The 23,119-nt window shown below is 49.5% G+C and carries 21 protein-coding genes; 13 read left to right on the forward strand and 8 right to left on the reverse strand.

What is annotated here, in order from left to right; genetic code table 11:
• Positions 1-106 precede the first annotated feature (106 nt).
• On the forward strand, positions 107-1,252 hold the full coding sequence (locus Q0991_RS18975; protein ID WP_299491406.1) for a DUF5691 domain-containing protein: 1,146 nt from the start codon (positions 107-109) through the stop codon (positions 1,250-1,252).
• A 61-nt stretch (positions 1,253-1,313) separates the two neighbouring features.
• Here Q0991_RS18975 and Q0991_RS18980 read toward each other — a convergent pair whose 3' ends face one another.
• Positions 1,314-2,804, reverse strand: a complete 1,491-nt coding sequence (locus tag Q0991_RS18980; protein ID WP_299491409.1) for a pentapeptide repeat-containing protein — start codon at positions 2,802-2,804, stop codon at positions 1,314-1,316.
• A gap of 411 nt (positions 2,805-3,215) precedes the next feature.
• On the opposite strand from Q0991_RS18980, the gene Q0991_RS18985 reads away from it, so the two are divergent.
• The 7 genes from Q0991_RS18985 (at position 3,216) to lptC (ending at position 9,829) form a co-directional block, all read left to right on the forward strand.
• Positions 3,216-4,004: an ATP-binding cassette domain-containing protein gene (locus Q0991_RS18985; protein ID WP_299491411.1), complete on the forward strand. Its 789-nt coding sequence runs from the start codon at positions 3,216-3,218 to the stop codon at positions 4,002-4,004.
• Positions 4,005-4,051: 47 nt separating this feature from the next.
• Entirely contained in the window at positions 4,052-5,296 is a 1,245-nt protein-coding gene (locus tag Q0991_RS18990; protein WP_299491413.1) for an MlaD family protein, read from the forward strand.
• Between the two features lie 54 nt (positions 5,297-5,350).
• Positions 5,351-5,545 (forward strand): hypothetical protein, encoded by a 195-nt coding sequence (locus tag Q0991_RS18995; protein WP_299491416.1) that lies wholly within the window; start codon positions 5,351-5,353, stop codon positions 5,543-5,545.
• A gap of 159 nt (positions 5,546-5,704) precedes the next feature.
• Positions 5,705-6,157: an anti-sigma regulatory factor gene (locus Q0991_RS19000; protein WP_299491419.1), complete on the forward strand. Its 453-nt coding sequence runs from the start codon at positions 5,705-5,707 to the stop codon at positions 6,155-6,157.
• 185 nt (positions 6,158-6,342) lie between these two features.
• On the forward strand, positions 6,343-7,941 hold the full coding sequence (gene metG, locus Q0991_RS19005) for a methionine--tRNA ligase (protein WP_299491421.1): 1,599 nt from the start codon (positions 6,343-6,345) through the stop codon (positions 7,939-7,941).
• 112 nt (positions 7,942-8,053) lie between these two features.
• Positions 8,054-8,686, forward strand: a complete 633-nt coding sequence (locus Q0991_RS19010) for an NYN domain-containing protein (protein WP_299491423.1) — start codon at positions 8,054-8,056, stop codon at positions 8,684-8,686.
• 33 nt (positions 8,687-8,719) lie between these two features.
• Positions 8,720-9,829 (forward strand): LPS export ABC transporter periplasmic protein LptC, encoded by a 1,110-nt coding sequence (gene lptC / locus Q0991_RS19015; protein WP_299491425.1) that lies wholly within the window; start codon positions 8,720-8,722, stop codon positions 9,827-9,829.
• A gap of 21 nt (positions 9,830-9,850) precedes the next feature.
• Here lptC and Q0991_RS19020 read toward each other — a convergent pair whose 3' ends face one another.
• Complete coding sequence (locus Q0991_RS19020; RefSeq protein WP_299491428.1) at positions 9,851-11,134, reverse strand: D-alanyl-D-alanine carboxypeptidase; 1,284 nt, start codon at positions 11,132-11,134, stop codon at positions 9,851-9,853.
• 555 nt (positions 11,135-11,689) lie between these two features.
• Between Q0991_RS19020 and Q0991_RS19025 the strand changes: the two genes are divergently transcribed.
• Positions 11,690-12,958: a hypothetical protein gene (locus Q0991_RS19025; RefSeq protein WP_299491431.1), complete on the forward strand. Its 1,269-nt coding sequence runs from the start codon at positions 11,690-11,692 to the stop codon at positions 12,956-12,958.
• 34 nt (positions 12,959-12,992) lie between these two features.
• Here Q0991_RS19025 and aroA read toward each other — a convergent pair whose 3' ends face one another.
• Positions 12,993-14,333, reverse strand: coding sequence for a 3-phosphoshikimate 1-carboxyvinyltransferase (gene aroA, locus Q0991_RS19030; RefSeq protein WP_299491433.1), 1,341 nt, complete (start codon positions 14,331-14,333; stop codon positions 12,993-12,995).
• A gap of 111 nt (positions 14,334-14,444) precedes the next feature.
• Between aroA and Q0991_RS19035 the strand changes: the two genes are divergently transcribed.
• Positions 14,445-14,627: a hypothetical protein gene (locus tag Q0991_RS19035; protein ID WP_299491436.1), complete on the forward strand. Its 183-nt coding sequence runs from the start codon at positions 14,445-14,447 to the stop codon at positions 14,625-14,627.
• 41 nt (positions 14,628-14,668) lie between these two features.
• Here Q0991_RS19035 and Q0991_RS19040 read toward each other — a convergent pair whose 3' ends face one another.
• Positions 14,669-15,325, reverse strand: coding sequence for a nitroreductase family protein (locus Q0991_RS19040; RefSeq protein ID WP_299491438.1), 657 nt, complete (start codon positions 15,323-15,325; stop codon positions 14,669-14,671).
• Between the two features lie 261 nt (positions 15,326-15,586).
• Between Q0991_RS19040 and Q0991_RS19045 the strand changes: the two genes are divergently transcribed.
• Both Q0991_RS19045 and Q0991_RS19050 read left to right on the forward strand, forming a co-directional pair.
• A complete protein-coding gene (locus tag Q0991_RS19045) occupies positions 15,587-16,099 on the forward strand; it encodes an inorganic diphosphatase (RefSeq protein WP_299491440.1) in 513 nt (170 codons plus the stop codon).
• A gap of 148 nt (positions 16,100-16,247) precedes the next feature.
• The gene (locus tag Q0991_RS19050; RefSeq protein ID WP_299491442.1) at positions 16,248-17,021 is read left to right on the forward strand and encodes an SDR family oxidoreductase; all 774 of its coding nucleotides are present in this window, start codon (positions 16,248-16,250) and stop codon (positions 17,019-17,021) included.
• A gap of 10 nt (positions 17,022-17,031) precedes the next feature.
• On the opposite strand, the gene Q0991_RS19055 is transcribed toward Q0991_RS19050, so the two are convergent.
• From Q0991_RS19055 to Q0991_RS19070, 4 genes are all read right to left on the reverse strand, one after another.
• Positions 17,032-18,750: an EAL domain-containing response regulator gene (locus Q0991_RS19055; protein WP_299491445.1), complete on the reverse strand. Its 1,719-nt coding sequence runs from the start codon at positions 18,748-18,750 to the stop codon at positions 17,032-17,034.
• A gap of 567 nt (positions 18,751-19,317) precedes the next feature.
• On the reverse strand, positions 19,318-19,557 hold the full coding sequence (locus Q0991_RS19060) for a DUF6737 family protein (protein ID WP_299491447.1): 240 nt from the start codon (positions 19,555-19,557) through the stop codon (positions 19,318-19,320).
• Between the two features lie 100 nt (positions 19,558-19,657).
• A complete protein-coding gene (gene murJ, locus Q0991_RS19065) occupies positions 19,658-21,241 on the reverse strand; it encodes a murein biosynthesis integral membrane protein MurJ (RefSeq protein WP_299491449.1) in 1,584 nt (527 codons plus the stop codon).
• A gap of 135 nt (positions 21,242-21,376) precedes the next feature.
• Positions 21,377-22,603, reverse strand: coding sequence for a hypothetical protein (locus Q0991_RS19070; protein WP_299491452.1), 1,227 nt, complete (start codon positions 22,601-22,603; stop codon positions 21,377-21,379).
• Between the two features lie 178 nt (positions 22,604-22,781).
• Here Q0991_RS19070 and Q0991_RS19075 point away from each other — a divergent pair, with 178 nt between their 5' ends.
• A complete protein-coding gene (locus tag Q0991_RS19075; protein ID WP_299491454.1) occupies positions 22,782-23,045 on the forward strand; it encodes a hypothetical protein in 264 nt (87 codons plus the stop codon).
• Positions 23,046-23,119: the final 74 nt, after the last annotated feature.

Below are 23,119 nucleotides of genomic sequence, written 5' to 3' on the forward strand. Positions count from 1 at the left end.
AGTGCCCAATGACTCTACAGTGAAAGGAGATGTAGATTCTCAAAACCCTCAATAGGCTTGAATTCTAATAGACCCCAGAATCCGTTAGAACGAGGGACATCCTGAATTGCGCTCAAGTATCCAAGCCGTCATCGGTGAGCGGGGGCGCTGGCTGGCACAGCAAAATTCGCTTTGGGCCTATGCAGTGGGGCGGCCATTACCACAAACAGACGCTGGGGAAATCGATCAAGAGGCTGTGGAAAACCTGTGGAAAACGTCTAATACCCCCCTTCGAATTGATCTGTTGAAAACTTTCAGAAGTCTTAACCCTGATGCGGCCCGAGAGATGTTATCTACCACATGGAAGCAAGAAAAGGCTAAGGATAGAGCGACTTTTTTAGACCTTCTTCAACCTAACCTGAGCTTGGCAGATGAACCTTTTTTGGAGGCAGCACTCTGCGATCGCGCCCAGGATGTTCGAGCTGAGGCAGGTCGGTTACTCGCGTACTTGCCCGATGCTCAATACTGTCAGCGCATGGCCGAACGGGTGCCAACTTACGTTCAGTTCGGCGACAATATCGTCACCATCCAACTTCCCCAAGAGGATGACGTTTGGAAAAATGAAGGCTTAGCTCCCCTCGCTGGCAATAGGGGCAAACGTGCCAGCCTCCTCAGCCAAATCGTAGCCGCGGTTCCCTTAGGGAGATGGGCAGGCAACCCTTCAGCACTGATCAACACCGTTGAGTCCCATCCACACAGCGCTGCCGTTTTGGAAGGATGGACCCTAGCTGCCCAGAGACAAGCCCATGTAACTTGGGCACAGGCGCTGATCCAATATTGGCTCAGACAGCCGGAAGCCACCATTTTGCCCAAGGCGCAATTCATCTTTGATCTGCTCCCAGTTGAGGACCTTGAAACCCAATTGGAGGAATGGCTGAACGGTTTTCAATCTGATGCTGCGGTCTGGGAAGATGCCCTAAATAATTTAGCGTCCCTGGGGCCCGCGCCTAGTCTTGAATTGAGTGAAAGGCTTTGGATATTCATCAAAACCAATCTTTATCAACAACTGCGTCGAGCCAAACAGGCGTATCAGGTGCGATCTCACCTTCAATCCCTAGCCCACTATCTCCACCCAGATCTTGTCCATGAGATCGATGCTTACATTCATAATTTAGAGATCGAGGTGCTATCGACATACCACCAAGACAGCTTGATCCAGTTCAGAAATACTCTCCATTTCCGTCAGGCACTATGGTCAACGTTTGACACCTGAAGCGTCACAACTCTTATATTGGCTGTGGTCACGGCCATCAAAGACCCGCTACAACACCGATTCAAATCGGTATATCTTGCAGCCTACTTTTATCATTATCATGGTTCTGAGTAGCACTTGCTACATCCCGTGATGACGGTTTTTCGTGATGGACTAGCACCGCGCTATCTGGCGTTAACGCTTCCATGGTCAGGGTCAAAAAATCAAAGAGCCGATTAATGGATTCTTGATGGCCATATTGTTGTGGATCAATGGTGGGCAGCAACTTGCTAACCGTCTGCTCGGGGGCAGGCTCCAGCATGGTATAGGTCTCTTCATAGACACGCCAAACATCCTGCTGCAACTGCGCTTTATCAACCTCCGAAGCGGTTGTCAATCGCAATAAAATGGTGCCGTCGTTTTTATGCTCCAGACGCTGAATTTTGATAGGCTGATACCCAGGTTGAGCTTGCAGCCACTGCAAGCAGTACGTTAGGGCTGCCCAATGCACATCTTTAGGCAAGCCTAGATCAACTGTGGCTTGAGCCGATGCAAACAAAGCGTTAATGTCGCCCTTACCGAATATTCCAGTCTCAGGCCTTCGCTCCTGCTGATTTTCTTTAAGAAAGGCATAGTCGCAGATCACATCCTTTAGGAGGGTTGATGCATTGGGTTGAATATCTTCTAAGCAAACTCCGGTCAAGCGAGACGCTGTAAACTCCGTTGCGAACAGGCGGCAACGGGTCAAGTTAGCATCCTGAAGATTCGCCTCTTTGAGGATGGCCTGTTGAAAATCGGCCTCGCTGGCATCCACGGCGGATAAATTCGCAAAGGACAGATCGGCGTCACTACAATTGGCCCGGCTAAAGTTTGCTTTGGAGTATTGCCCTCCCTTCAAGGTTGCAGTTCTCAGATCTGCCCCCCGGAAATTTGTCTCAATCGCGATACTTTTGCCTAAATTAGCCTCCCGGAGCATTGCTGAGCTGAAATTCGCAAAGCTGAGATCCGCCTTACTTAAGTTCGCGCCCCGTAAATGGGCTCCCTTTAAACTGGCTTCGCTCATAAAGGCCCGACTTAAATTAGCCTGTTGGAGTTGAGCCGAATCAAACTTCACCTGCGTTAAATTGGCTTTGATACCATTGACTTCGGACAGGTCGGCCTTACTGAGATTCACCTGTCTCAGATCCGCATAGGGAAAGATGGCCTGCACCATCATCGCCTCAATCAAAATCGCCTGATATAAGGACGCTTCAATCAAAGTTGCTGCTTGCAAACGTGCAAAACTCAGATCTGCCTTGGTCAGATCGGCTCGACTAAAGTTCACCTGGCTAAGATTCGCTTCACTTAAGAAAGCATGACTTAAATTGCATCCAGCTAAGAAAGCTCCACTGAGATCAGACAAGCTCAGATTGGCACGGCTTAAATTCGCATTAATAAGATTGATCGCTCTCAAGTCCAGTTCGCTCAGATCAGCCCCACTCAAATCAGGCTTAATCCTCGGGTGTTGTTTACGCCACTGGTTCCACTGATTGACGCCACGTTTAATCAGTCGGAGATGATTAGTGTTGACCATGGGGGATAAGCAGATTGATTGTCATCGGTACCTTTAACCTCTATATCTTGAGCCTGTGGACTGAACAAACAGTTATCCCCCGAATTAATCCATGACTCAAGATCTGCCAGCTCACCAACCATGCTTTTGGTGCCCCCAAAAAGGTTAGGCGAGCCCTGCATTTGTTATGTAGATCACATGTCTATATTGCCCTATTTTGATATTTATCATTCAGGATCCCAGAAAAAAGCCCAGGATTGAGCTTCAGCAAGTGTTGACAGGAGTTGACTCGATGAACAGAGGATAAGATCAAGAATCTATGGGTGCTTGCATATTCTGTCTCAAAGATTGCGTCTCAGCGGTTTATCAGCAAGTCAGATACAGTATTACTAGGTTTACGTCCCCCACCTTCCGGTTTACGTCCCAAGCTGTATGCCCCAACCCTTAATTGAACTTAAAGGAATCTCCAAATCCTTTGGTCAGCATGTGGTGCTGGACGGGGCTAACCTCATTATCTATCCGGGAGATGCCTTAGCCATTTTGGGTCCTTCGGGAACGGGTAAATCAACCATCTTGCGCATTATTGCGGGATTACTGGCACCCGATGAAGGAGAAGTGTTGATCAATGGCAAACGTCGCTGTGGTTCTCTTGATAATTTTGATAACCCTATCCGTATGAGTATGGTGTTTCAACAGGCAGCGTTGTTTGACTCCCTAACGGTTGAAGAAAATGTGGGTTTTTTCCTATATCAGAATTCTGCATTGCCGAGACAGCGAATTCGGGATTTAGTCAATGAAAAATTAGAAGTGGTGGGCTTACCTGGCATTGGTCATTTATTTCCGGCAGAGTTGTCGGGGGGGATGCGCAAGCGGGTTAGTTTTGCCCGCGCTATTTTGGACAATCCCGATGATGACTTAGATGATCCTAAAATCTTGCTCTATGATGAGCCAACCGCCGGATTGGATCCGATTGCTTCAACGATCATTGAGGACTTGATCTTGGAGCTTCAACGTTCCTCCGGCTGCGATACCTATGCGATTGTGACGCATCAACATAGTACGATTCATCGCAATGGCAAGCGATTAGTTCTCTTGTATAAGGGCCGAGTGCAGTGGCAGGGAACATGGGATGATATTGAAACGGCTGATAATCCCTATCTCCGACAGTTTATGAGTGGGAGTGTACAAGGCCCCATGGATTTAGTGGGAGACTATCTATAGCTTAGAGTTGCAGACAACTGTCCCTACAGCCAGGATGAGGAGAAGCTATGAGAACGCGAGCAGTTCGGGAAGGGTCAGTGGGCTTACTGGTCATTTTTGGCTTAGGCCTTGTCACTAGCTTAATTTTTTGGGTCAGGGGCTTTAATTTCGGAGGGAGAGCCTACACTCTGGAGGTGGAATTAGCAGATGCGCTGGGATTGAGTATTGGCAGTCCCGTCAAATTTCGAGGGGTCAAGGTGGGACATATCACCCAAATGTATCCTCAAACTCAGAAAGTGATTGTTGAAGTGGAAATTAGATCAAATACAGTCTTGATTCCTCGTCGGACCAATGTAGAAACCAGTCAGTCGGGCTTTGTTGGTCAAGCCGCCTTAGAGTTTCGCCCTGACGAATTTGAACTCAGTGACGCCAATGTGGAAGGTCTAAGTCCGTTTGAACCGGATTGCGATCCACGCCTCATCCTCTGTGAGGGGGATCGGCTAGTGGGAGATTCCGGGAATAACTTGGAAGAGCTGATTCGTGCCACCATGCAAATTGCTACTCAGTTAGGCGGCACCGACCTAAAAGCAACCCTCGATAATCTCTCTCAAGCGTCCAAAGATATTAGTCAACTCAGCAAGGACACAAAAGTCGCGTTGAAAGACGTTGCCCGGGCTGCCCGGAGTGTCAGTCAGTTGAGCCTAAAAACCCAACGCCAACTCCAGCGGTTTGGTGTTGCCGCTGATTCGGTAACAGCAGCAGCTCAAGAATTTAAGCAGTTAGGGAGTGACGTCAATACTCTCGTTCAGGACAATCGCGGGACGTTAGTGGCCTCGCTACAAAATTTGCAGGAAACGAGTCAGGAGCTTAAAGGCGTTATCACCAGCCTTAGCCCTGTGATCGGTCGTGTGAATAAAAGCCAATTTCTGGACAACTTAGAACAACTTGCGGCGAATGGTGCCGAGGCGTCTAAAACTTTGAAAACCATAACCACAGCTCTCAATTCGCCGACCACCATGTCTGAACTCAATCAGACGCTTCGTTCGGCCAAGCAAACCCTCCAAAATGCCGAAAAAATAACGACTGATCTCGAAAAAATTTCGGGAAATGAAGAATTTCGGCAAAATTTGTTGCGTTTAATCAATGGCTTAGGGAAACTGCTGTCATCGAGTCAGGATTTAGAACGGCAAATCCAAGTGGCCCAGGATTCTGCATCAACTCCTGCTCCTCTTCCTGTGGACCGCAGGTCCTCTGCATTGGGTGGAGCAGACTTGCAGAAGGTCCCGCCCACCAGCTCTAAAATGCTACCTTGAGGAAATATCTCTCAGGGTTTAGCTCGGTATAGACACATATCAGGAAGTATTGCCATGTCTTTTGATCGCTCACAATGGGTCGCTGTCTTAACGGGGGCGATCGCCCTTGCCCTAGGCATTGGATATCTCTTGCTGGTGCAATTGCTAGATGCTCGGGGAGACATGTTGCCCGCACCCATGAGTACCCTCAAGTTTTCTGGGAGCTTGCTGTGGGTTGCACACCTGATGACTAGCCGTTCAGTATTGTAAATCCGGCTTCTGTTGGCTATATTAGTAGAAGATGAGATAAATCTAAGTTACTATTCTGCCTCTTTTTTAGAGTTCTTTAATCCAGCTATCCAACCCGTTAAATTTGTGCCGTTATGCACCCTGTCCGACCCCGTAGACCACAGCGATAGGATTAACTGAGTGATTGCGTCTTCACTTCCACCAAGTGTCCATAAATGGCAACAAGTTAGCTTCGCATCAACTTTATATCTTTGTCCAATATTGGATTGCTTATTAGCGAATGTTCCGGTAAACGATGAGGCAGATCTTCGGCTTGGGCTGCAAGAAGCCCTGGTCAATGCTGCTAAACATGGCAACAAGCTTGATCCCTATAAAACGGTTTTTGTTCACTTTTCAGTGAGTTCATCGCAATGTTGGTGGATTATTACAGATCAAGGTGCAGGGTTTACCCCCCCTGATTTTTGCCAAATCCCTCCATCTCCACAAACCATCCCCGATGAAGCCTGTGAATGCGGTCGAGGCCTCTACATTCTCTACAATATCTTCGATCAAGTTTATTGGAATGATGATGGAACAGAGCTAAGGTTGTTTAAGTCTATCAACCCCGCGACTCACCGTCCTTTTAGCTGGTAGATCGGCTCTTAATATCACTACTTTTTTGCTACCCACAGACTGCTGTTGAATGGATTTACACCCAGGTTCTTGGCGATATGGCTGAGCAAGAGGCAGAGAACGCCGTAATTTGAGGCATTGCGCTGCACTTAAAATAGCTCATGTATGATGGAGGTCGGCCATGATGATGCTCCGCTTTTCTGCTTATGACTTCTGGTTCCATCCCCCGTTTTGCACTGACGACCCCCCTCTATTACGTCAATGATTTGCCACATATTGGCAGCGCCTACACCACCATGGCAGCAGATGCGATCGCACGATTTTACCGCTTACAAGGGCATGACGTATTGCTGATCACGGGCACAGACGAGCATGGCCAGAAAATCCAGCGAACGGCCGAGCAGCGGGGGAAAGTGCCCCAAGCCCACTGTGACGAAATCGTTGCTGGCTTCGAAGACCTCTGGCAACGCCTCAATATCCAATATGATCGCTTCAGTCGTACCACCAGTCCCCGCCATGCCCAGATCGTCGCCGAGTTTTTTCAGCGGGTGTGGGACAAGGGAGACATCTACCAAGGCCATCAGCAGGGATGGTATTGCGTGGATTGCGAAGAGTTTAAAGAAGAACGAGAGCTTCTAGAAGAAAAGCACTGTCCCATCCACAAGCGTCCAGTGGAATGGCGAGATGAGCAGAATTATTTCTTTCGTTTATCTAACTACGAGGATGCTTTGCTCAAATTTTTTGCGGATTATCCTGACTTTATCCAACCCACAAGTCGCCGCAACGAAGTCCTTAGCTTTGTTGAACGGGGGTTACAGGACTTTTCCATCTCCCGAGTCAACCTAGATTGGGGCTTTCCCGTGCCGACTGACGATCAGCATACGTTATATGTCTGGTTTGATGCCCTACTGGGATATGTGACGGCGCTGCTGGATGAGGATGCAGAACCCACTTTGGAAAATGCCTTCAGCCAGTGGTGGCCCATCAATCTTCACTTGATCGGCAAAGATATTCTGCGCTTTCATGCAGTGTATTGGCCTGCCATGCTGATGTCAGCAGATCTTCCCTTGCCCCATCGCGTCTTTGGTCATGGATTCTTAACTAAAGACGGCCAAAAAATGGGCAAAAGCTTAGGCAATACCCTTGATCCAGTTGCCCTAGTGGAACACCATGGGGCTGATGCGGTGCGCTATTACTTCTTAAAAGCGTTAGAGTTCGGGCGGGATGGCGACTTCAGTGAAACTCGGTTTATTGACGTCGTCAATGCTGATCTCGCCAATAGCTTAGGTAATTTACTCAATCGCACCCTTAAAATGGCGGTCAAATATTGTGACGGCAAAGTCCCCGATATTAATCTTGAAGCGTTGCCCGATACTCATCCCTTAGTGCAGTTGGGGCGAGAAGCGGGAGATCAGGTGGCAAACGCTTACCAAAGCTTAAATTTTAGTCAAGCTTGTCATATTGCTCTGGGCCTTGCCAAAGCTGGAAACCAGTTCATAGACGAGCAAGCACCTTGGTCACTTTATCAAAAAGGTGAACAGTCCAGGGTGAATGAGATCCTTTACACCGTTTTAGAATCGGTTAGACTGTCAGCATATCTACTGACTCCGGTCATTCCCGACCTAAGTCTGCGGATATACCAACAGCTAGGGTTCAAGCTTGATTTGAATGTTGACCATGGAGGGAAGAGGGCAGCGTTACATGCTGTTCATAGTCATTGGGGAGCGTTACCTGCTCAACAGGTTTTGGGAACTCCTCAACCCGTTTTCCAAAAATTAGAGCCTTTACAAGCTGCAGCACCCTAGCCTTTTGCTGCCTAGGCCGTTCCACTTGAGCCCCGCTCAAGGGTATTTGCTGCATCGACTTCATCAATCTACTTAAAAACTAATTTTTTAATATTCTGAGGCTTTAATTTCCATGATTATCAATCCTGATTTAGACCATGACTCTGTGTTTTCAGCAGAGCAAGTCCTAGAAAACCGGGGGCGCATCGCTATTTTTATTGATGGGTCAAATCTGTTCTATGCTGCCCTGCAATTAGGCATTGAGATTGACTACACCAAACTATTATGCCGCTTAACCTCTGGGTCTCGTCTGTTGCGGTCTTTTTTCTATACAGGGGTCGATCCCACCAATGAAAAACAGCAGGGTTTCTTGCTGTGGATGCGGCGGAATGGTTATCGAGTGATTACGAAAGAATTGGTTCAGCTTCCCGATGGGTCGAAAAAAGCTAACCTCGATGTAGAGATTGCAGTGGATATGATGTCTCTGGTGGGCTGTTATGACACTGCTATTTTAGTCAGTGGCGATGGTGACTTGGCGTATGCGGTCGATGCAGTTAGCTATCGAGGTATTCGAGTAGAAGTGGTTAGCTTACGCTCAATGACGAGCGATAGCTTAATCAATGTCGCCGATCGCTATATCGATCTAGAGGGGATTAAAGAAGATATTCAAAAGGCTTCTCGGTCTGGATATACCTACCGTCCGTTGTCTGGGATCACCATCACAGAACCTGAAACCGATGAAGTCGTTGATCCTGCCTTTGACTAATTCTATCCGTCCCAGTATTGTTCGCTTCAAGGCATGCGTGCCAATACCCAGCGGTGTACCTATCTAGCGACCGGTCTTTGCTGCTTAACCTGTTGGGCCTGCGGACCAGCTCCGTCATTACCCTTAAGACCTGAATCACCCCATACTACTCTCCAAGAAGTCGTGTTCAACCGCATGGATGGCAAGGGCCAATTACTCTGGGAGTTACGGGCTGAATTTGTGAAGATGGACAATACCGAAAAGGTGTCTCTCCGCCAGATTCAAGGCACTTTTTATCATGACCAGGCCCCTATTTATCGCCTGCGAGCCTCTGAAGGCCAGATCCAGCAATCTTCTCACTTTATTCAACTACAAGGTCCCATCGTCGTTGAGGATCTGGGCGATCGCAGTACGCTCCACAGCCAGGATCTGCAATGGCACCCCAAAACAGGAGAGCTAAAAGCCCGCTCAGGTGTGAAGTTAGAACATCCTCACTTTACGCTATCCGGCCAACAATTCCAGGCGTCTGCCCAAGATCGGAATGCTCGCCTATCGGGTCAAGCGACCCTGCAGTTGAAAGATCAGAACTGGACCATCAACGCCGATCAAATTGCCTGGCTCTCTCAACAGCGCAAACTCTATGCGTCTAGCCCTCAGCCCACGCTAGTCAGCATACAGGCGACTGTACCCAGCCGTGCCTTTCCTTGGCAACAAGTGCAAGCAACCGCCATTGAGTGGGATCTCGCCGCTCAGGACTTGATTTTCCATAAAGAGGTAAAGCTTACCCATGCTAACCCTGGGATTGAGCTTCGCAGTCCCAAAGTGATTCTGGATCTGACCCAACAGCAGTGGCGAAGTCCTTTGGGGATCCGTCTTCAGCACCCCAGCCTGACGGCAACGGCTAATCAAGGCTGGTTTGATGCATCGGGAACCTTACACCTCAATAGCCAAGTTCAGATGCAGGATTTACCCCATCAGGGTCACCTCCATGCCCAAACAGTGATGTGGAATATGACCACACAACATATCAAGGCTGAGGGCAATTTGATCTATCATCAATCGATGCCTAGCTTTAAGCTGACTGGGGTCAGAGCCCAGGGTAATCTGCGGCAACAAACCTTGGAGATAGAGGGCGGAGAGGCTGTGATCGAGATTATCCCCTAAGCCGCTTGCCCGCCAGGGCTTTCACGATGACTGAGGGCGGAGATGGTTGCGTTGCGGATCGCCTAAGGTCGGCATCACTCGACTCGGTCTCAACGCGGGGATGGCGACTGGAGCTGCTCCCAAAGCTTGGGTGAGTTGTTGAAGCAGGCGATCTTGAGTCTGGCGAAACCCGTCGATATTCTCGCCGCGATTGATCAGGGTAAACCATACGGGGCCTCTCTTTTGGGTCTGTATAACCCCTGCTAAGGCACTGACATTCCATAGGGTACCGGTTTTTACAATAGCGGCTGTAGGAAGCGGTCGATCTTCAATCGTCCCCCGATCATGCTTAGCCACCGGAAAGACATCGGCGAGGGTCATTTGATGGGTAGTTAGTTCTCGTTGAATCCCCTGCAAAATAGCGACCACCGCCCGAGGGGACAGGCGATTCTCTTGGCCTAGCCCTGATCCATTCAGCAAGTTAATTTCTTTGACAGAAACCCCAGTAGAGGCAGTGACGGGAGCCATAATGTTGGCTACCCCGCCCAGCATTGCGGTAAACGACTCGGCTAACGCATTATTGCTATTGACATTCATCTGTTTTAGCAATGCATAGAGCGGCAGAGAGGAATGGCGCAAGAGTAGTTGGGATTGGGGCGGCACGGCAGTCCATCTGACGGAGCCTTGAATGTCCAATGCTGAGGAAATATTCCTTGCAGGCGGAGTGGTATAGCGATTCTCTTCAGCAGATGGATAGATTTGACCTTGAAATCCTTGACGGAGTCGTTCTCCTGCTTGTATCGGGTCCGTGAGGAAGTCCATGGAAAAGGCGCCAACAATGATCAGATCACCGGATACCTGCAGCACCCCCATTTGATTGAGGCTATGACCAACGCTGAGGGCTTCCGGTCCCACAAACAAGGGATCACCACCGCCAACCATCACCAAATCCCCCTGTAACACCCCGTTGACGACTGGACCCGTCGCCCGAACTTCGGTCACAAAGGTGTGATCAGGTCCCCAGGTTTTGAGAACAGCCAGTGTCGTGGCGGTTTTAGTAAGGGATGCGGCCGGTAAGGGGTTGAGCGCATTGTGGCTGACCCATAATTGATCCTGGGTTTGCAACCACATGCCTTGAGCCTGGGCAGAAAACCCTTGTTGAGCGTAACGGGTCAGAGAAGACTGCCAAAGCTGCATGATTCCCGGTGGGGGAGGATTGAGCTGGAGTAGATCAAGCAGACTCGCACGGGGCGGATGGGGTTCAGCCAGAATACCCACAGTGTAGAGCCATAGCGGAATAATTCCTGTACGAAAAAGGTGCAACATCTCTGGTCAAAACATAGGAGATGGAGGATGAGGGCATATCAGCCATTGCTGCATACCATTGGGCGTGTATTCAGAAGTTAGCATTGTCGCACAATGAGGATGAGTAGGCGTTTACTCTGCTAGAACCGCTAGAGCATTTATGGTTTTCAAAGAAGCGGATGATTCGCCATCGCTCTATTGTGCTGAAATATTGAATTTTTGTGAAAAAATCTGGTTTCAAACTCTAGTTAAGACTCCAGTTAGTGCAAGAAATTGTTGATGGGTTAACCGTAGACTCATCAAGACTTGGGCAAGGTGTAAATCCTTGCAATTGTTACAATTCACGCAATAGCTGCATAAAGTATGGTGCGATTCAGTAGAGTGCTGAACAGGTCTAGCCCTTGGCAGAGAGGCAAAAGTTACGATTAGAAAAAGGTTTTTACCTCAATTACAATAAAAAAACAATTTTCTACTCAGCCTGTCAATATTGTGCTTCAATTCTCGATGATCACAATTGGTGCTTAGCGGTTAAGTGTAGGGAACGATGATAGTGAGCATCCTTTGATAGGAGGTTGTATGCAAGAGTTCAACAGCAATTCAACGATGAATCTGGAACAGTCGATCAATAAGAATGTCGGACTCCAGATGGTTGAGTACGGAATGGCGGGGTTATCTGTTGTCGGTACCGTTGCCACATTCCTACTGAAAGAAGCTGTGTTTGCAGCAGCCCCGCTCACTCTGTCGGTCTGCCTCAATTTATTTAATCGGCGTCAACTCGATCAGCTTACCCGTCAGCGGACGTTTGCGGACACCACAGAGGTGCAGCGACGGCTCACGGCTGAAATTCAGTCATTGCGATCGCAAGTTGAGGATTTACCGGCGTTTCAAGAGCGATCCGACTACAACGACGTTAAGGTTTCCATTACCTCCCTATCCGCCAGTGTTTCAACCTTGGAGCAGCAAATGATGGAATTACCAGGGGGGCAGCCCATTGAAGCCATTAGCGCCATCGAAGCTGAGCTGAATCAACTCCGAGACCATCAAACGGATCTCACCCATTCCATTGAAGCGTTGCAAGGCCAACTCCCCAGGGATGCCGAGTCTGCCAACGTTGCTGACAGCTTCTATCAGGAACTGTCTGCGCTCCAAGATGCGGTTGCCCAGCTTTCGCAGCAAGGACCTGAAACCGCCGATCTCAGCCCACTTCGAGCGGAACTAGAGGCCATGCTGGCGCCCATCCAGCGACAAGTCGCAGGTCTGTCGGAGCGGGTAGAGCATCAGGACCATGCACCTGCCGCCCAGGAAGAACAATTGGCTCCGGTGTTCAGCCAGATTGAGGATGTCAAAGTCAAAATGGACACGATGTTGGCCAATATCTCCGAAGAGATAGAAATTGCCCGGGGGGCGATGGAAAACACCCAACAGCAAGTCAATGAAGTTCAACATCAGCTTGGAGTTGTGCGCGAGGAAGCCACCAACGCCTCGGCGGGGCCAAATGCGGAGGACTTGCATCAGCGACTCCAGGCTGCGGTCGGTCCCCTCCAAGATCAAATCGGTCAACTGGAAGGTCGGATTAACGGTATCCCCGCTATTGAACCAGGGATGATTCAAGGCCAAGCGGATCAACTGCAAGGTCTGCAGCACCACCTGCAAGACTTGAGTAATCGTTTGGAGTCCGTTTCAGCGCAGTTCTCTGCCGAGATGGCCAATCTGCCCAATATGGTAGACGAACAGGTTCAGAGCCGAGTCGGTGAACTGCGGGAGCAAACGGTTCCCCAAGTGGATGATACTGCCCAGCAAGATAAGTTGTCAGAGCTCGATTCCCTATTGGCAGACTTGTCATAGCGAAGGAGCCTGGGCCAGCGGCAGGGCTCTATGGCTAGGATGGCCACAATTGTTGGAGCGTGGTCACAAAGTTCGGATAAGAAATTGAAGCGGCTTCAGCTCGGTGGATGGTGGTTGAGCCCGTGGCATTTAGGGCTGCGATCGCAAGGCTCATCCCGACTCGATGATCGCCAAAGCTCTCCACTTCAGCCCCCTGTAAACTCGCTCCGCCCTGAATCTCCAGACCATCGGGGAGTTCCGTTAATTGAGCCCCCATTTTTTGAAGCTGCGTTGCCATTGCGGTTAACCGATCACTTTCCTTTACCCGTAATTCTTCCGCATCACGGATAATCGTTTGGCCTTGGGCACATAGAGCGGCCACGGCCAGAATGGGCACCTCATCCACTAACCGGGGAATCACGGGACCTTCGATGATCGTGCCCTGGAGCAGGCTATGCTGAATATGGATATCGGCGACGGGCTCGCCAGCGACGGTGCGTTGATGGGCAAGGGTGATCTTGGCCCCCATTTGCTCTAACACCTCTAAGACCCCGGTGCGCGTGGGGTTAACCCCAACATTCTCAATCCAGACATCTGAGCCGGGTACAATGGCCGCTGCGACCAGCCAAAAGGCTGCCGAACTGATATCTCCCGGTACAATAATGGCTTGACCTTGAAGCTGAGCAGGCCCCGTTACGGTGACACTACAGGTTTCTGGATCAATGGCAATATCAGCGCCAAAGGCAGCAAACATCCGTTCTGAGTGATCGCGCGACAGGGCAGGTTCCGTAATCGTGGTTTGCCCCTCAGTCATTAGCCCCGCAAACATCAGGCAGGATTTTACCTGGGCTGAGGCGATGGGAGAGGGATAGTGAATGGGCTGTAACCGCCGCCCTCGAACTGCCAAAGGAGCGAGGGTATCGCCTTGTCGGCCCCAAATATCAGCGCCCATTTGTTGGAGAGGCTTGACAATGCGACCCATGGGACGACTGCGCAAGGATGCATCTCCGGTCACCGTAAATAGGCGGTCGGGATGAGAGGCCAAAATCCCCAACATCAGCCGGAGGGTTGTTCCCGAATTCCCCGCATCCAGGACTGTGGTGGGCTCTTGTAACTGGCCTAAGCCAATGCCCTGCACCTGCACCTGTTCGGTATTGAGTTCTGAAATGTCAGCCCCCAGTGCTCGAAAGCAGTGGGCCGTACTCCGAGGATCTTCGCCCAGTAATAGCCCTTGAATCGTGGTCTTGCCCGACGCTAAGGCCCCTAACATCAGTGCTCTGTGGGAAATGGATTTATCCCCGGGAATTGTGATTGTGCCCTGAAGTGGGCCCTGAGGCTGGATTACCCAGGTGGTTCCTGTCTCAGAGGGGCAGACGGTTAATCCATCAGCAGACATACGATATTCAATCCCGAAGAATAGTCCAACGTCATCCTAGCGTGTTTAAGGAGGGTAGCCGTTGACCAGACTGGATTGCTTTTACAATGTCAGTAAACCTCTGGCAAAGCCATGCAGCCTTCTCTTAAAAAACAACTTCTATGGGTCGCTATCGGCTGTATCTTGCTGACCCTAGGATTTGGTGCGGCCTTGTCCGTCGCCGTGAACCTTAGCTTGCAAGGCCTGGAACAACAACCAGACTTGGAGATCCTGCCATCAAGGAACGGTGAGACTCCCTCAGCTCCCCTTGAATAGCAGAGGCTTTAACATCTGCTTAACGCGCCATTTCTGGCTAATTAGAGCTTGCCCCCAAACTGTTCCCCATAACAAACCTGAGCAATTTCAAAACGGCCCCCATAAGTTTTGATCGGATCAGCCGCATAGCCTAACGGGAGTAAACAGCAGACATCCACCTCAGCAGGAATGCTAAATTCTGCCTTAACTTGAGCACTGACAAAACCCTCCATGGGGCACGAATCTACCCCCAAACTTTTGGCAGCAATCATCAGATGAGCAACGGCAAGCATGGTGTGACGATTGGTCCAGGCTTCTAGCGATTCAAAACAAGGATGCTGTTCAAACAGTTGAGGAATCGCGCCACGCATATAGTCTGCAAAAGCATCCGTCATTGCTTCTACCTGTTCTCCCAAGGCAATCACGGACGCGATATAGTCTTCAGTATTGATCCGGCGATCGCCACAGCAAATCAAGACGACAGGTGCTTCAGTAATTTGTCGTTGGTCAAAGGCACAGGCCCTCAACTTGGCCTTACTCTCTGCTTGTCGCAGCAGGATAAAACGCCAAGGTTGAAGATTATAGCCGGAGGGGGCTCTCAAGCCCAATCTCAAAATTTCTTGCAACGTCTCTTCTGGAATCGGATCGGACCGAAAGGCCCGTACTGCTCGACGCTGTTCAATGGCTGCTTGGCAGCTGAGAATCTGGGGATGGGACATCATCAACTCCTCTGTATAAACTGCGGGTCAAGTCCCCCTCATCGTCGGGATTGCCAAAGCGGACCCTAGCAGAAAACTTGTTTTTCCTAAGGGATATTGACGGCACAACTCGCAATTTCCTAGAGTGTGTTTCGGGGTCTCAATCACTGTTGTTTTCATCATACGGCGTTGTCGTTAGCGAATATGAACGATATTTAGGGCAATCTGTGCCGGAAACAAAGGTCTTGCAGGCCATCCCACCCTTACATCTGGAGAACAATTGTGGATTTATCCTTAATACCCGCTCAACCCAAGCCGGGTTTGATCAATGTCTTGATTGAAATTCCTGCGGGCAGCAAGAACAAGTATGAATTTGATAAAGATATGCAAGCCTTTGCTCTGGATCGCGTCCTGTTTGCATCTGTGCAGTATCCCTATGACTATGGGTTTATCCCCAATACCCTGGCGGATGATGGTGATCCGTTAGATGGCATGGTCATCATGGATCAGCCAACCTTCCCCGGCTGTGTGATCACGGCCCGTCCTATTGGCATGTTGGAGATGATCGATGGCGGCGATCGCGATGAGAAGATTCTCTGTGTCCCTGAGGAAGACCCGCGATATGCGACGGTCAAATCCTTAGCTGATGTTGCTTCCCACCGTTTGGATGAAATCGCTGAGTTTTTTCGCACCTATAAAAACCTGGAAAAGAAGGTCACAGAAATTTTAGGGTGGCAGGATGTGGATAAGGTCAACCCGTTGGTGGCAGACTGTATTAGAGCAGGTCAAAAATAGGTGGAGATGATGCAGGGCTTGTTTGATTTAGGTGTAAATCTATGATCCTTTTTTAGGTATAGAAACACAGACTCAATCACAGGCTTGTCTCTCTGTTATGCCTATATTGATGGCGGCCTGCCCCTTAATCTAAAAGCAAAACACCACCATGGTCTCGATTCACAACCAAGTTGTATTGATTACAGGGGCGAGTAGCGGCATTGGCGCGGCCTGTGCGCGAGCCTTTGCGCCGTTGGGGGTTAAGTTCTTGCTGGCGGCTCGACGGCTCTCGCGGTTACAAACCTTAGCAACCCAGCTTGAGGCTGAATTTGGCAGCTCTTGCCATCTCCTCCAACTGGATGTGCGCGATCGCGCTCAAGTTGAATCTCAGCTCCAGGCCTTATCCGCAGAATGGACTGCCATTGATATCTTAGTCAACAATGCTGGCCTCAGCCGAGGCTTGGATAAGCTCTATGAGGGCAGCATCCAAGACTGGGAAGAGATGATTGATACCAATATTAAAGGCTTGCTATATGTGACGCGGACCATTGTTCCAGGCATGGTGCAGCGCCAGCAAGGCCATGTGATTAATATTGGCTCGATTGCTGGGCACCAGACCTATCCCAACGGCAATGTCTATTGTGGGTCGAAGGCAGCGGTAAGGGCTATCTCTGAGGGATTAAAGCAAGATTTATTAGGGACGCCTGTGCGGGTGAGTGCCGTGAATCCCGGTTTGGTGGAAACTGAGTTTAGTGAAGTTCGCTTTCGTGGCGATACTGCCCGGGCAGCAGCCGTTTACGCAAATACGGTTCCCCTAACCCCAGACGATATTGCGGAGGTTGTGGTCTTTTGTGCGACCCGCCCGCCCCATGTCAACATCAGTGAGCTATTGGTTTTGCCCACCGACCAATCTGGCGCTACCCTGGTTTATCGGCGGCCCTAACTGGCAGGCCTTATTCAGGGAAATAGGTCAAGAGTTCAGCCGCGGGCAGAGGAGGACTGATCAAATAGCCTTGGATGCCATCACACTGATGGTCGGCTAAAAATTGTCGTTCCGCCTGGGTTTCTACCCCTTCACCAATTAAGGTTAATCCCAGATCATGGCCCATCTGGATAATGGCCGTGGTGATGGCTGCATTGGTGGGATGCTGATCAATCTTATGTATAAAGCATCGATCAATTTTCAGCATATCCAAAGGGAAGCGTTGGAGATAGCTGAGGGAAGAATAGCCTGTACCAAAGTCATCAATGGAGAGGCGTATCCCTGCTGCCTTAAGTTGATGCATCACAGTAAGCGCTCGATCGGGCTCTTGCATTAACGTACTTTCCGTTAATTCCAAGATCAAACTCCTGGGATCTAAATCGATTTCCAACAGCAGTTGGTGAAGCTTCTGGGGGAGGGTTGGCCACATCAGTTGTCGAGGCGACATATTGACCAGCAGTTGCAGCGGACGCCCACAGGTTTGTTGCCATTGCTTGACTTGATGGCAGGCTGTGCGGAGGACCCACTCCCCAAGCTCCAGAATTAAGTCTGTTTCTTCGGCAATGGGAATAAAGACGGTGGGGGATAAGACCCCCCACTCGGGGTGATGCCAGCGCAGCAGGGCCTCGGCTCCCACAACTTGACCCGTTTGTAGATCAATATGAGATTGGTAGTAGAGGCGAAATTCGTCCTTATCCAGAGCATGACGTAATCGCGCTGCCAGAGTGAGGGATTGAGAACAGTGCGATTTCATCGTCGGTAAATACAACACGGCACTAGGGCCAATCTGTTGTTTGGACTGATACATCGCTATCTCAGCGTTGCTAATTAAGGTGCCAATATCAGCACTGCCTTGGGGATAGCAGGTCATGCCAATGCTAGGCGTAATACACAGCTCCTGATCCTCCACATAAAATGGCGTGGCTAAGATGTCCAGAATTTTTTGGGCAAATTGGTCGAGATCTTGGCGAGACTTGATATTACGAGGAATGATGGCAAATTGGTTGGCCTCAATCCGAGCCACCATCGCCATGGCATAGTTGTCTAGGTAACGATGGGCCGATAATTGTTGGGTGAAGGCTTGAATCAGTTGATCTCCAAATGAAGCGCCCAGGGTACTCTTAATCCACTCAAATCGATCAATACTGATGAGTACTAGGGCCTCTAACGTATCGGCTATGTGCTGTTCAGCCTGAATATGGTGGAATTGTTCTTCTAATAGACGGCGGTTGGGTAACTGCGTTAGGTGATCGTAGTAAGTCAGGGCATTGAGTCCTGCTTCAAGACCTCGAATCGTGTGGGTATACTGTTGAGTAACTAATGCCTGTTTATGGAGTCGGGCATCAATGGCATTCAATAGTTCTAGATGGGTAAAGGGCTTGGTGAGGTAGTCATCTGCTCCTAAATTCATTCCCTTCCGCACGCTGGCTCGATCGGTTTTGGCAGTTAAAAAAATCATTGGGATACTGCCAATGCCCGGATTTTCTCTCAGCCCTTTTAAAACATCAAAACCATCCAGCTCTGGCATCATCACATCACAGACAATTAGGTCAGGAGGGCTTTGTTGCGCCAACTGCAATCCTGTCAAACCATTGTCGGCTTCAAGGGTTCGATAGCCCTCACACGCTAAGATTTCTTGAATGATGTCGCGAATTTGAGGCTCGTCTTCAATAATTAGAATTTTTGCCATTTTAGACTCAGAGCGATCATATTTAGAGATTTAAAGGACGGCTGTTAGCAACTTTTTAGTACTACGGTCCATTCTACTATTTGCCGTTTGAGAACTCATTTTATTTTGAGTTTGCATCTGCGCTTATGGGGTATCAGGGGAGTGCATATCTTTGAATTATAAAGGCTAAGTTCGCCGTCATTTCCCGCTTCTTTGCCGACAACAGTCTGCTGGTAAATGGTCTGGCAATCTGACCATCGCCCCCCCTCTCTCTTCAAATAACCATGGAAACAGGGGACTGCTGCAAAATGTCTTTTTCGATACAAATGACACACGGAATATTCATTTTTTGTAGAAATATATCTCTCATTTCTCCTCAGTCAGAAGGTTGACTTATTATGTGTCCAAACACTTCCAACACCTTTTAATTTATAGGAAATTCAATATTTGAAGATAGCCCCTCCTATCCATAAAAGTTGAACCTTCAGGGCTGAAGTTTTCACTGGACCTGGGAGAGGGTCAGCGTCAACTCCCCTAACCTCGGAATATACCCATTCGTGTTCACTGCACAAATGGCGGGTCGATAGATCATCCTGCCTCGGATTGATCCGCTAAGGGTTGTTCCTGATGGGCCTGCTTCATCGCTTGGGGCCAAAGGATGAGAAAGAGCCCCATCCATGCCAAAACGGGTAGGGAAACGATGAGTGTCAACCAAACGATTTTGGTGACTATCCATGTTCCAGCAATCAGTGTAATTCCCGTCAGTAGTATGGACCAGGGTTGACACCACCAAGGTTTGTAGTGCCATGGGTTATAGGAATTATCCATAGGGCTCTGTTGTCAGGTCAATGCGTACTCAGCATTATCCTATCGCCTAACGATATCTGCTCCATCGGCGTCTTATGATCGGCACTGAAGATGGCTTCAATTAAGCCTTAGGAGTCAGAAAAGGCAGCTTTTGACGTAACCGATCCACGAAGAAATCCATCTCCGGTAGTTTGAGTTGAATGACTAAGCCAGCAAAGACTAGTAACCCCGCACTGGCTGCTACACTCAACGCCAGTAGCTGTCTGATAATTCCTTCTGTTCCCAGGATTAGCTGACATCCATATAAGGTCACCCAGGCCGTTAAGCCACAGAGTAGACTACTGACCGCTAAAGCTAAAATTGGTCCCCCTGTGGCAGCCCAGGGTAAACCGCGCAACCGTTTATTGAGAATCCAAACGAGAGCAGCCATAGAGAAGACCTGAACTCCGACAGTTGCCATGGCTAATCCAGGTGCTGCAAAGGTTTGGGTAAAGAAGAAGCAAAAGATTGCGTTGAAGAACAGTCCCATCAAGCTAATCAGCAGTGGAATATTGCCATCTCCCAGGGCGTAGAACACCCGCACAAAAATATCTCGGCCTAGATAAAAGAACATGCCAAAGGCATAAACGACCAACAGAGAGGCGACGAGCTGGGACGCCGAATCGTCAAAGGCCCCTCGTTGATAAACAATCCGCACTGCAGGCAAGGCAAGGACGGCCATCAGTGCGCCTGTAGGCATCATACTCATGGCGGTTAACACTAAGCTTTGGCGAATGCGGTCTTTCAGGTCCGTCCAGCTTTCGGGTGCCGCCAATTGGGAAAAAATTGGCATATAGGGGACCAGAATGACGTTGGAGAGAATTCCCAGCGGGGTGAGAAAGAGGAGTTGAGCGTAGGTCAATGCAGAAGCTGAGCCCTCCGGGAGTTGAGAGGCAAAAAACAAGCTAATGGCGACGCTAATCAAGAGCATCCCCGAAGAGAGGGTGGCAGGCCCCATAAGCTTGCCAATTTCTCTGACGCCAGGGCGATTGAAATCGAAACGGAGCCTTAAGGTTCCCATTCCCGATCCCCATTGGGCAGGAATCTGGGCCAACCATTGCAGTAATCCACCTGCTAAACTGCCCCAAGCCATCACTGAGGCCCCAACGTGATCCGTAAGAAATAATACGCCAATAATGACGGTGACGCTGGATAGTAAGGGGCTAATTGATGGCAGCCAATATTGATCAGACGCGACCAGGGTGCCAAAGCCGATGCCAATCAGCCCAGATAGAAATGCCATGGGGGCCATAATCCGCAGTTGCTCAACGGCCATGGTATGGACATTTGTGGAGACACCCGGTGCAAGGATGGAGATCAGTGGATCTGCCGTGAGGATTAATCCTAAGGTTAAGAGTAAGAGCAATATCCCCACTAGGGTGTTGACCGTTTCAATCAGGGCGGCGGCGTCTTTTTTGGGGTGCTTGGCGAGAACGCTGACGACTGAGCTATGGAAAGGGCCGTTAACGCCTCCGAGCAGAATAAATAGAAAGCTAGGGATAACGTAGGCAAAGTTATAGGCATCCACCTCGGGACCGACTCCAAATTCGGCTGCGATCGCTTGTTGTCGCACGAGGCCTGCAACTTTGCTAATCAGGGTTGCGATCGCAACAATGGTGGCAATACTCGCTAAGGAGCGACGGCGTTTAGGGGCTGAGTCGGTCACAAATTTTACGTACCGTAAAGAATCCTCACCTATTTAAGCGCATATTTGGATCTTGGGGAGCAAGTAGTCCCGAAGCTTGCTAGCAATGGCCACCACGATAGCGCTAAGGGCTTTCCCTGGCCTATGAATGAAGGACTATTCCGCACAACTGAGATCTAACGTCCTTGTCAAGCTGGGACCCGCAGTCTGTCCGGGTTGAATTAGAGTTGCGGTTAACTGCACCTGGGAATAGCATTGATACTCCGCTAAAAACGGAAAGGAATGACTAAACTGATCGTTACTGATAAACGAAAGGGATCGCGTTTGGACTGAATTCCAGGCGGGGACAGGGCCAGTGGCAGGCGTAGCGTAGCCTTTGGCATTAATCGCCAGTACGAGATTAGTGCCCGGGGGAGTCGCTTGGGTACCGGGTTTTACTTTGACCGAAATTAGTAAGTCCATCCCTAGACCATAGGGATTCCAGCGCTGGTTTAAGGGGACTAGCTGGTTTTTGAGGCGATTAAAAATTTGGACATCGATGGCTTGGAGAACTGCGTTGGCAGTGGCTGGTCCTGGAGTGGTCGGTGTTGCGGCAGAGGGGCTCGGAACGGATCCATCCGTTGGGTTGGCGGGAGATGGACTGGAGAAGATATCCGAAACGCGATCTGCTCGATTTAAGGGAGGGAGTGTACGATCAATAGGGAGGCCTGATGATGAGGGAGTTGTTTGAGGTTGGGCAACTAGGGGTCTCTCCAACTCAGAGATGGCGAATTTACCGACTATCTTATCGATGAGCGTCCCTCTGGAGGCTTCGCCATCGGAGACGAAGTCTCCATCGGTGTCAATTAAAACAGCACCCACTGTAAACACACATTGCAGCTCTAGTCGATCGATCTCTTTGCGGGTTCGGTATTGTATCTCTCCCCCCAGGGAACCGCATTCATTTTGGCTCGTGCGCACGGGGCCAGGGAAGCGGGTATTTAAGGGTTCTGTATAGCGAGATCGACGAGGCAGCGGCGGCAGAAACTGAGCTTCATCTCCGGGGTAAGGGAGAGTATTGCGTGATAAGCCATAGCGATCGCCTTTTTTGAGTTCGGTGTCCCAACAGGTTACATGTACCTGTCTTCCCCCCCGGTTGTTCTTGAACACATGGAGAGACAGAATGCGATCGCGGGTACAATTCAGCTTCGCGGTCGGCCATTGTGTACGAAGCGTTTGCAAAAGCTGATCGCAGGTTTGCTGAGGGCCGCAGTCGCCTTTGACGGTGGAGGTGACAGCTGATTCAGTAGCGGGTGCCGTCGGAGCAGAAGACTGGGCTAGGGTGGGATACCAAGGTGCGATCGCAAGTCCAAATCCCAAACCCATCCAATAAAACGTTCGCATAGCCTCTCCTTCTTTTGAGCAATGTGTCCGATATCCTTGCATCGTAGATATCGTCTACGAATGACCTGATATTGTTCCGTAATTTACAGGGTTCAAGAACGATTGCTCAATAAGTTTTGATAGGTCTAAATATTTTGGATTAACTGACACTCCATCTGCCAAAGTAGGAGGATTTGTGATGCAGACTCATCTCCTAAAAGCGGGTTACCAACCTACCTATGTTGATGAAATTGCGGCTTACCCAACCAGATTTAAGTCTTCCAAAGATAAACTCATTCTAATGGGTCTTGATCAAGTCGCCATGATCTTTTTACCAAGCATATATTTGCCAATGAGTCAGGGGCAATTCTCAGGAGCACTCTTTCATCACTTTTGTCTGGGAAAAGCTGAAATGCCTATTCTCCGTTGTGCTTGGAAATTATTCTTCAGCATAAAAATATGAGAATATATTAAGAATTCATCATCCTCCCAGAAAGATGAAAGAGCAATAGTCTATTGGTGAGTAAGTCAATAGGA

The sequence above is a fragment of the Acaryochloris sp. IP29b_bin.137 genome, from assembly GCF_028285745.1.
In the GTDB taxonomy this organism is placed as follows: domain Bacteria; phylum Cyanobacteriota; class Cyanobacteriia; order Thermosynechococcales; family Thermosynechococcaceae; genus Acaryochloris.

Bases quoted from the DNA above. Each gene is read 5' to 3' on its own strand.
- Q0991_RS18980 (WP_299491409.1), bottom strand. From the start codon at position 2,804: ATGGTCAACACTAATCATCTCCGACTGATTAAACGTGGCGTCAATCAG.
- Q0991_RS18985 (WP_299491411.1), top strand. From the start codon at position 3,216: ATGCCCCAACCCTTAATTGAACTTAAAGGAATCTCCAAATCCTTTGGT.
- Q0991_RS18990 (WP_299491413.1), top strand. From the start codon at position 4,052: ATGAGAACGCGAGCAGTTCGGGAAGGGTCAGTGGGCTTACTGGTCATT.
- Q0991_RS18995 (WP_299491416.1), top strand. From the start codon at position 5,351: ATGTCTTTTGATCGCTCACAATGGGTCGCTGTCTTAACGGGGGCGATC.
- metG (WP_299491421.1), top strand. From the start codon at position 6,343: ATGACTTCTGGTTCCATCCCCCGTTTTGCACTGACGACCCCCCTCTAT.
- Q0991_RS19010 (WP_299491423.1), top strand. From the start codon at position 8,054: ATGATTATCAATCCTGATTTAGACCATGACTCTGTGTTTTCAGCAGAG.
- lptC (WP_299491425.1), top strand. From the start codon at position 8,720: ATGCGTGCCAATACCCAGCGGTGTACCTATCTAGCGACCGGTCTTTGC.
- Q0991_RS19020 (WP_299491428.1), bottom strand. From the start codon at position 11,134: ATGTTGCACCTTTTTCGTACAGGAATTATTCCGCTATGGCTCTACACT.
- Q0991_RS19025 (WP_299491431.1), top strand. From the start codon at position 11,690: ATGCAAGAGTTCAACAGCAATTCAACGATGAATCTGGAACAGTCGATC.
- aroA (WP_299491433.1), bottom strand. From the start codon at position 14,333: ATGTCTGCTGATGGATTAACCGTCTGCCCCTCTGAGACAGGAACCACC.
- Q0991_RS19035 (WP_299491436.1), top strand. From the start codon at position 14,445: ATGCAGCCTTCTCTTAAAAAACAACTTCTATGGGTCGCTATCGGCTGT.
- Q0991_RS19040 (WP_299491438.1), bottom strand. From the start codon at position 15,325: ATGTCCCATCCCCAGATTCTCAGCTGCCAAGCAGCCATTGAACAGCGT.
- Q0991_RS19050 (WP_299491442.1), top strand. From the start codon at position 16,248: ATGGTCTCGATTCACAACCAAGTTGTATTGATTACAGGGGCGAGTAGC.
- Q0991_RS19055 (WP_299491445.1), bottom strand. From the start codon at position 18,750: ATGGCAAAAATTCTAATTATTGAAGACGAGCCTCAAATTCGCGACATC.
- Q0991_RS19060 (WP_299491447.1), bottom strand. From the start codon at position 19,557: ATGGATAATTCCTATAACCCATGGCACTACAAACCTTGGTGGTGTCAA.
- Q0991_RS19070 (WP_299491452.1), bottom strand. From the start codon at position 22,603: ATGCGAACGTTTTATTGGATGGGTTTGGGATTTGGACTTGCGATCGCA.
- Q0991_RS19075 (WP_299491454.1), top strand. From the start codon at position 22,782: ATGCAGACTCATCTCCTAAAAGCGGGTTACCAACCTACCTATGTTGAT.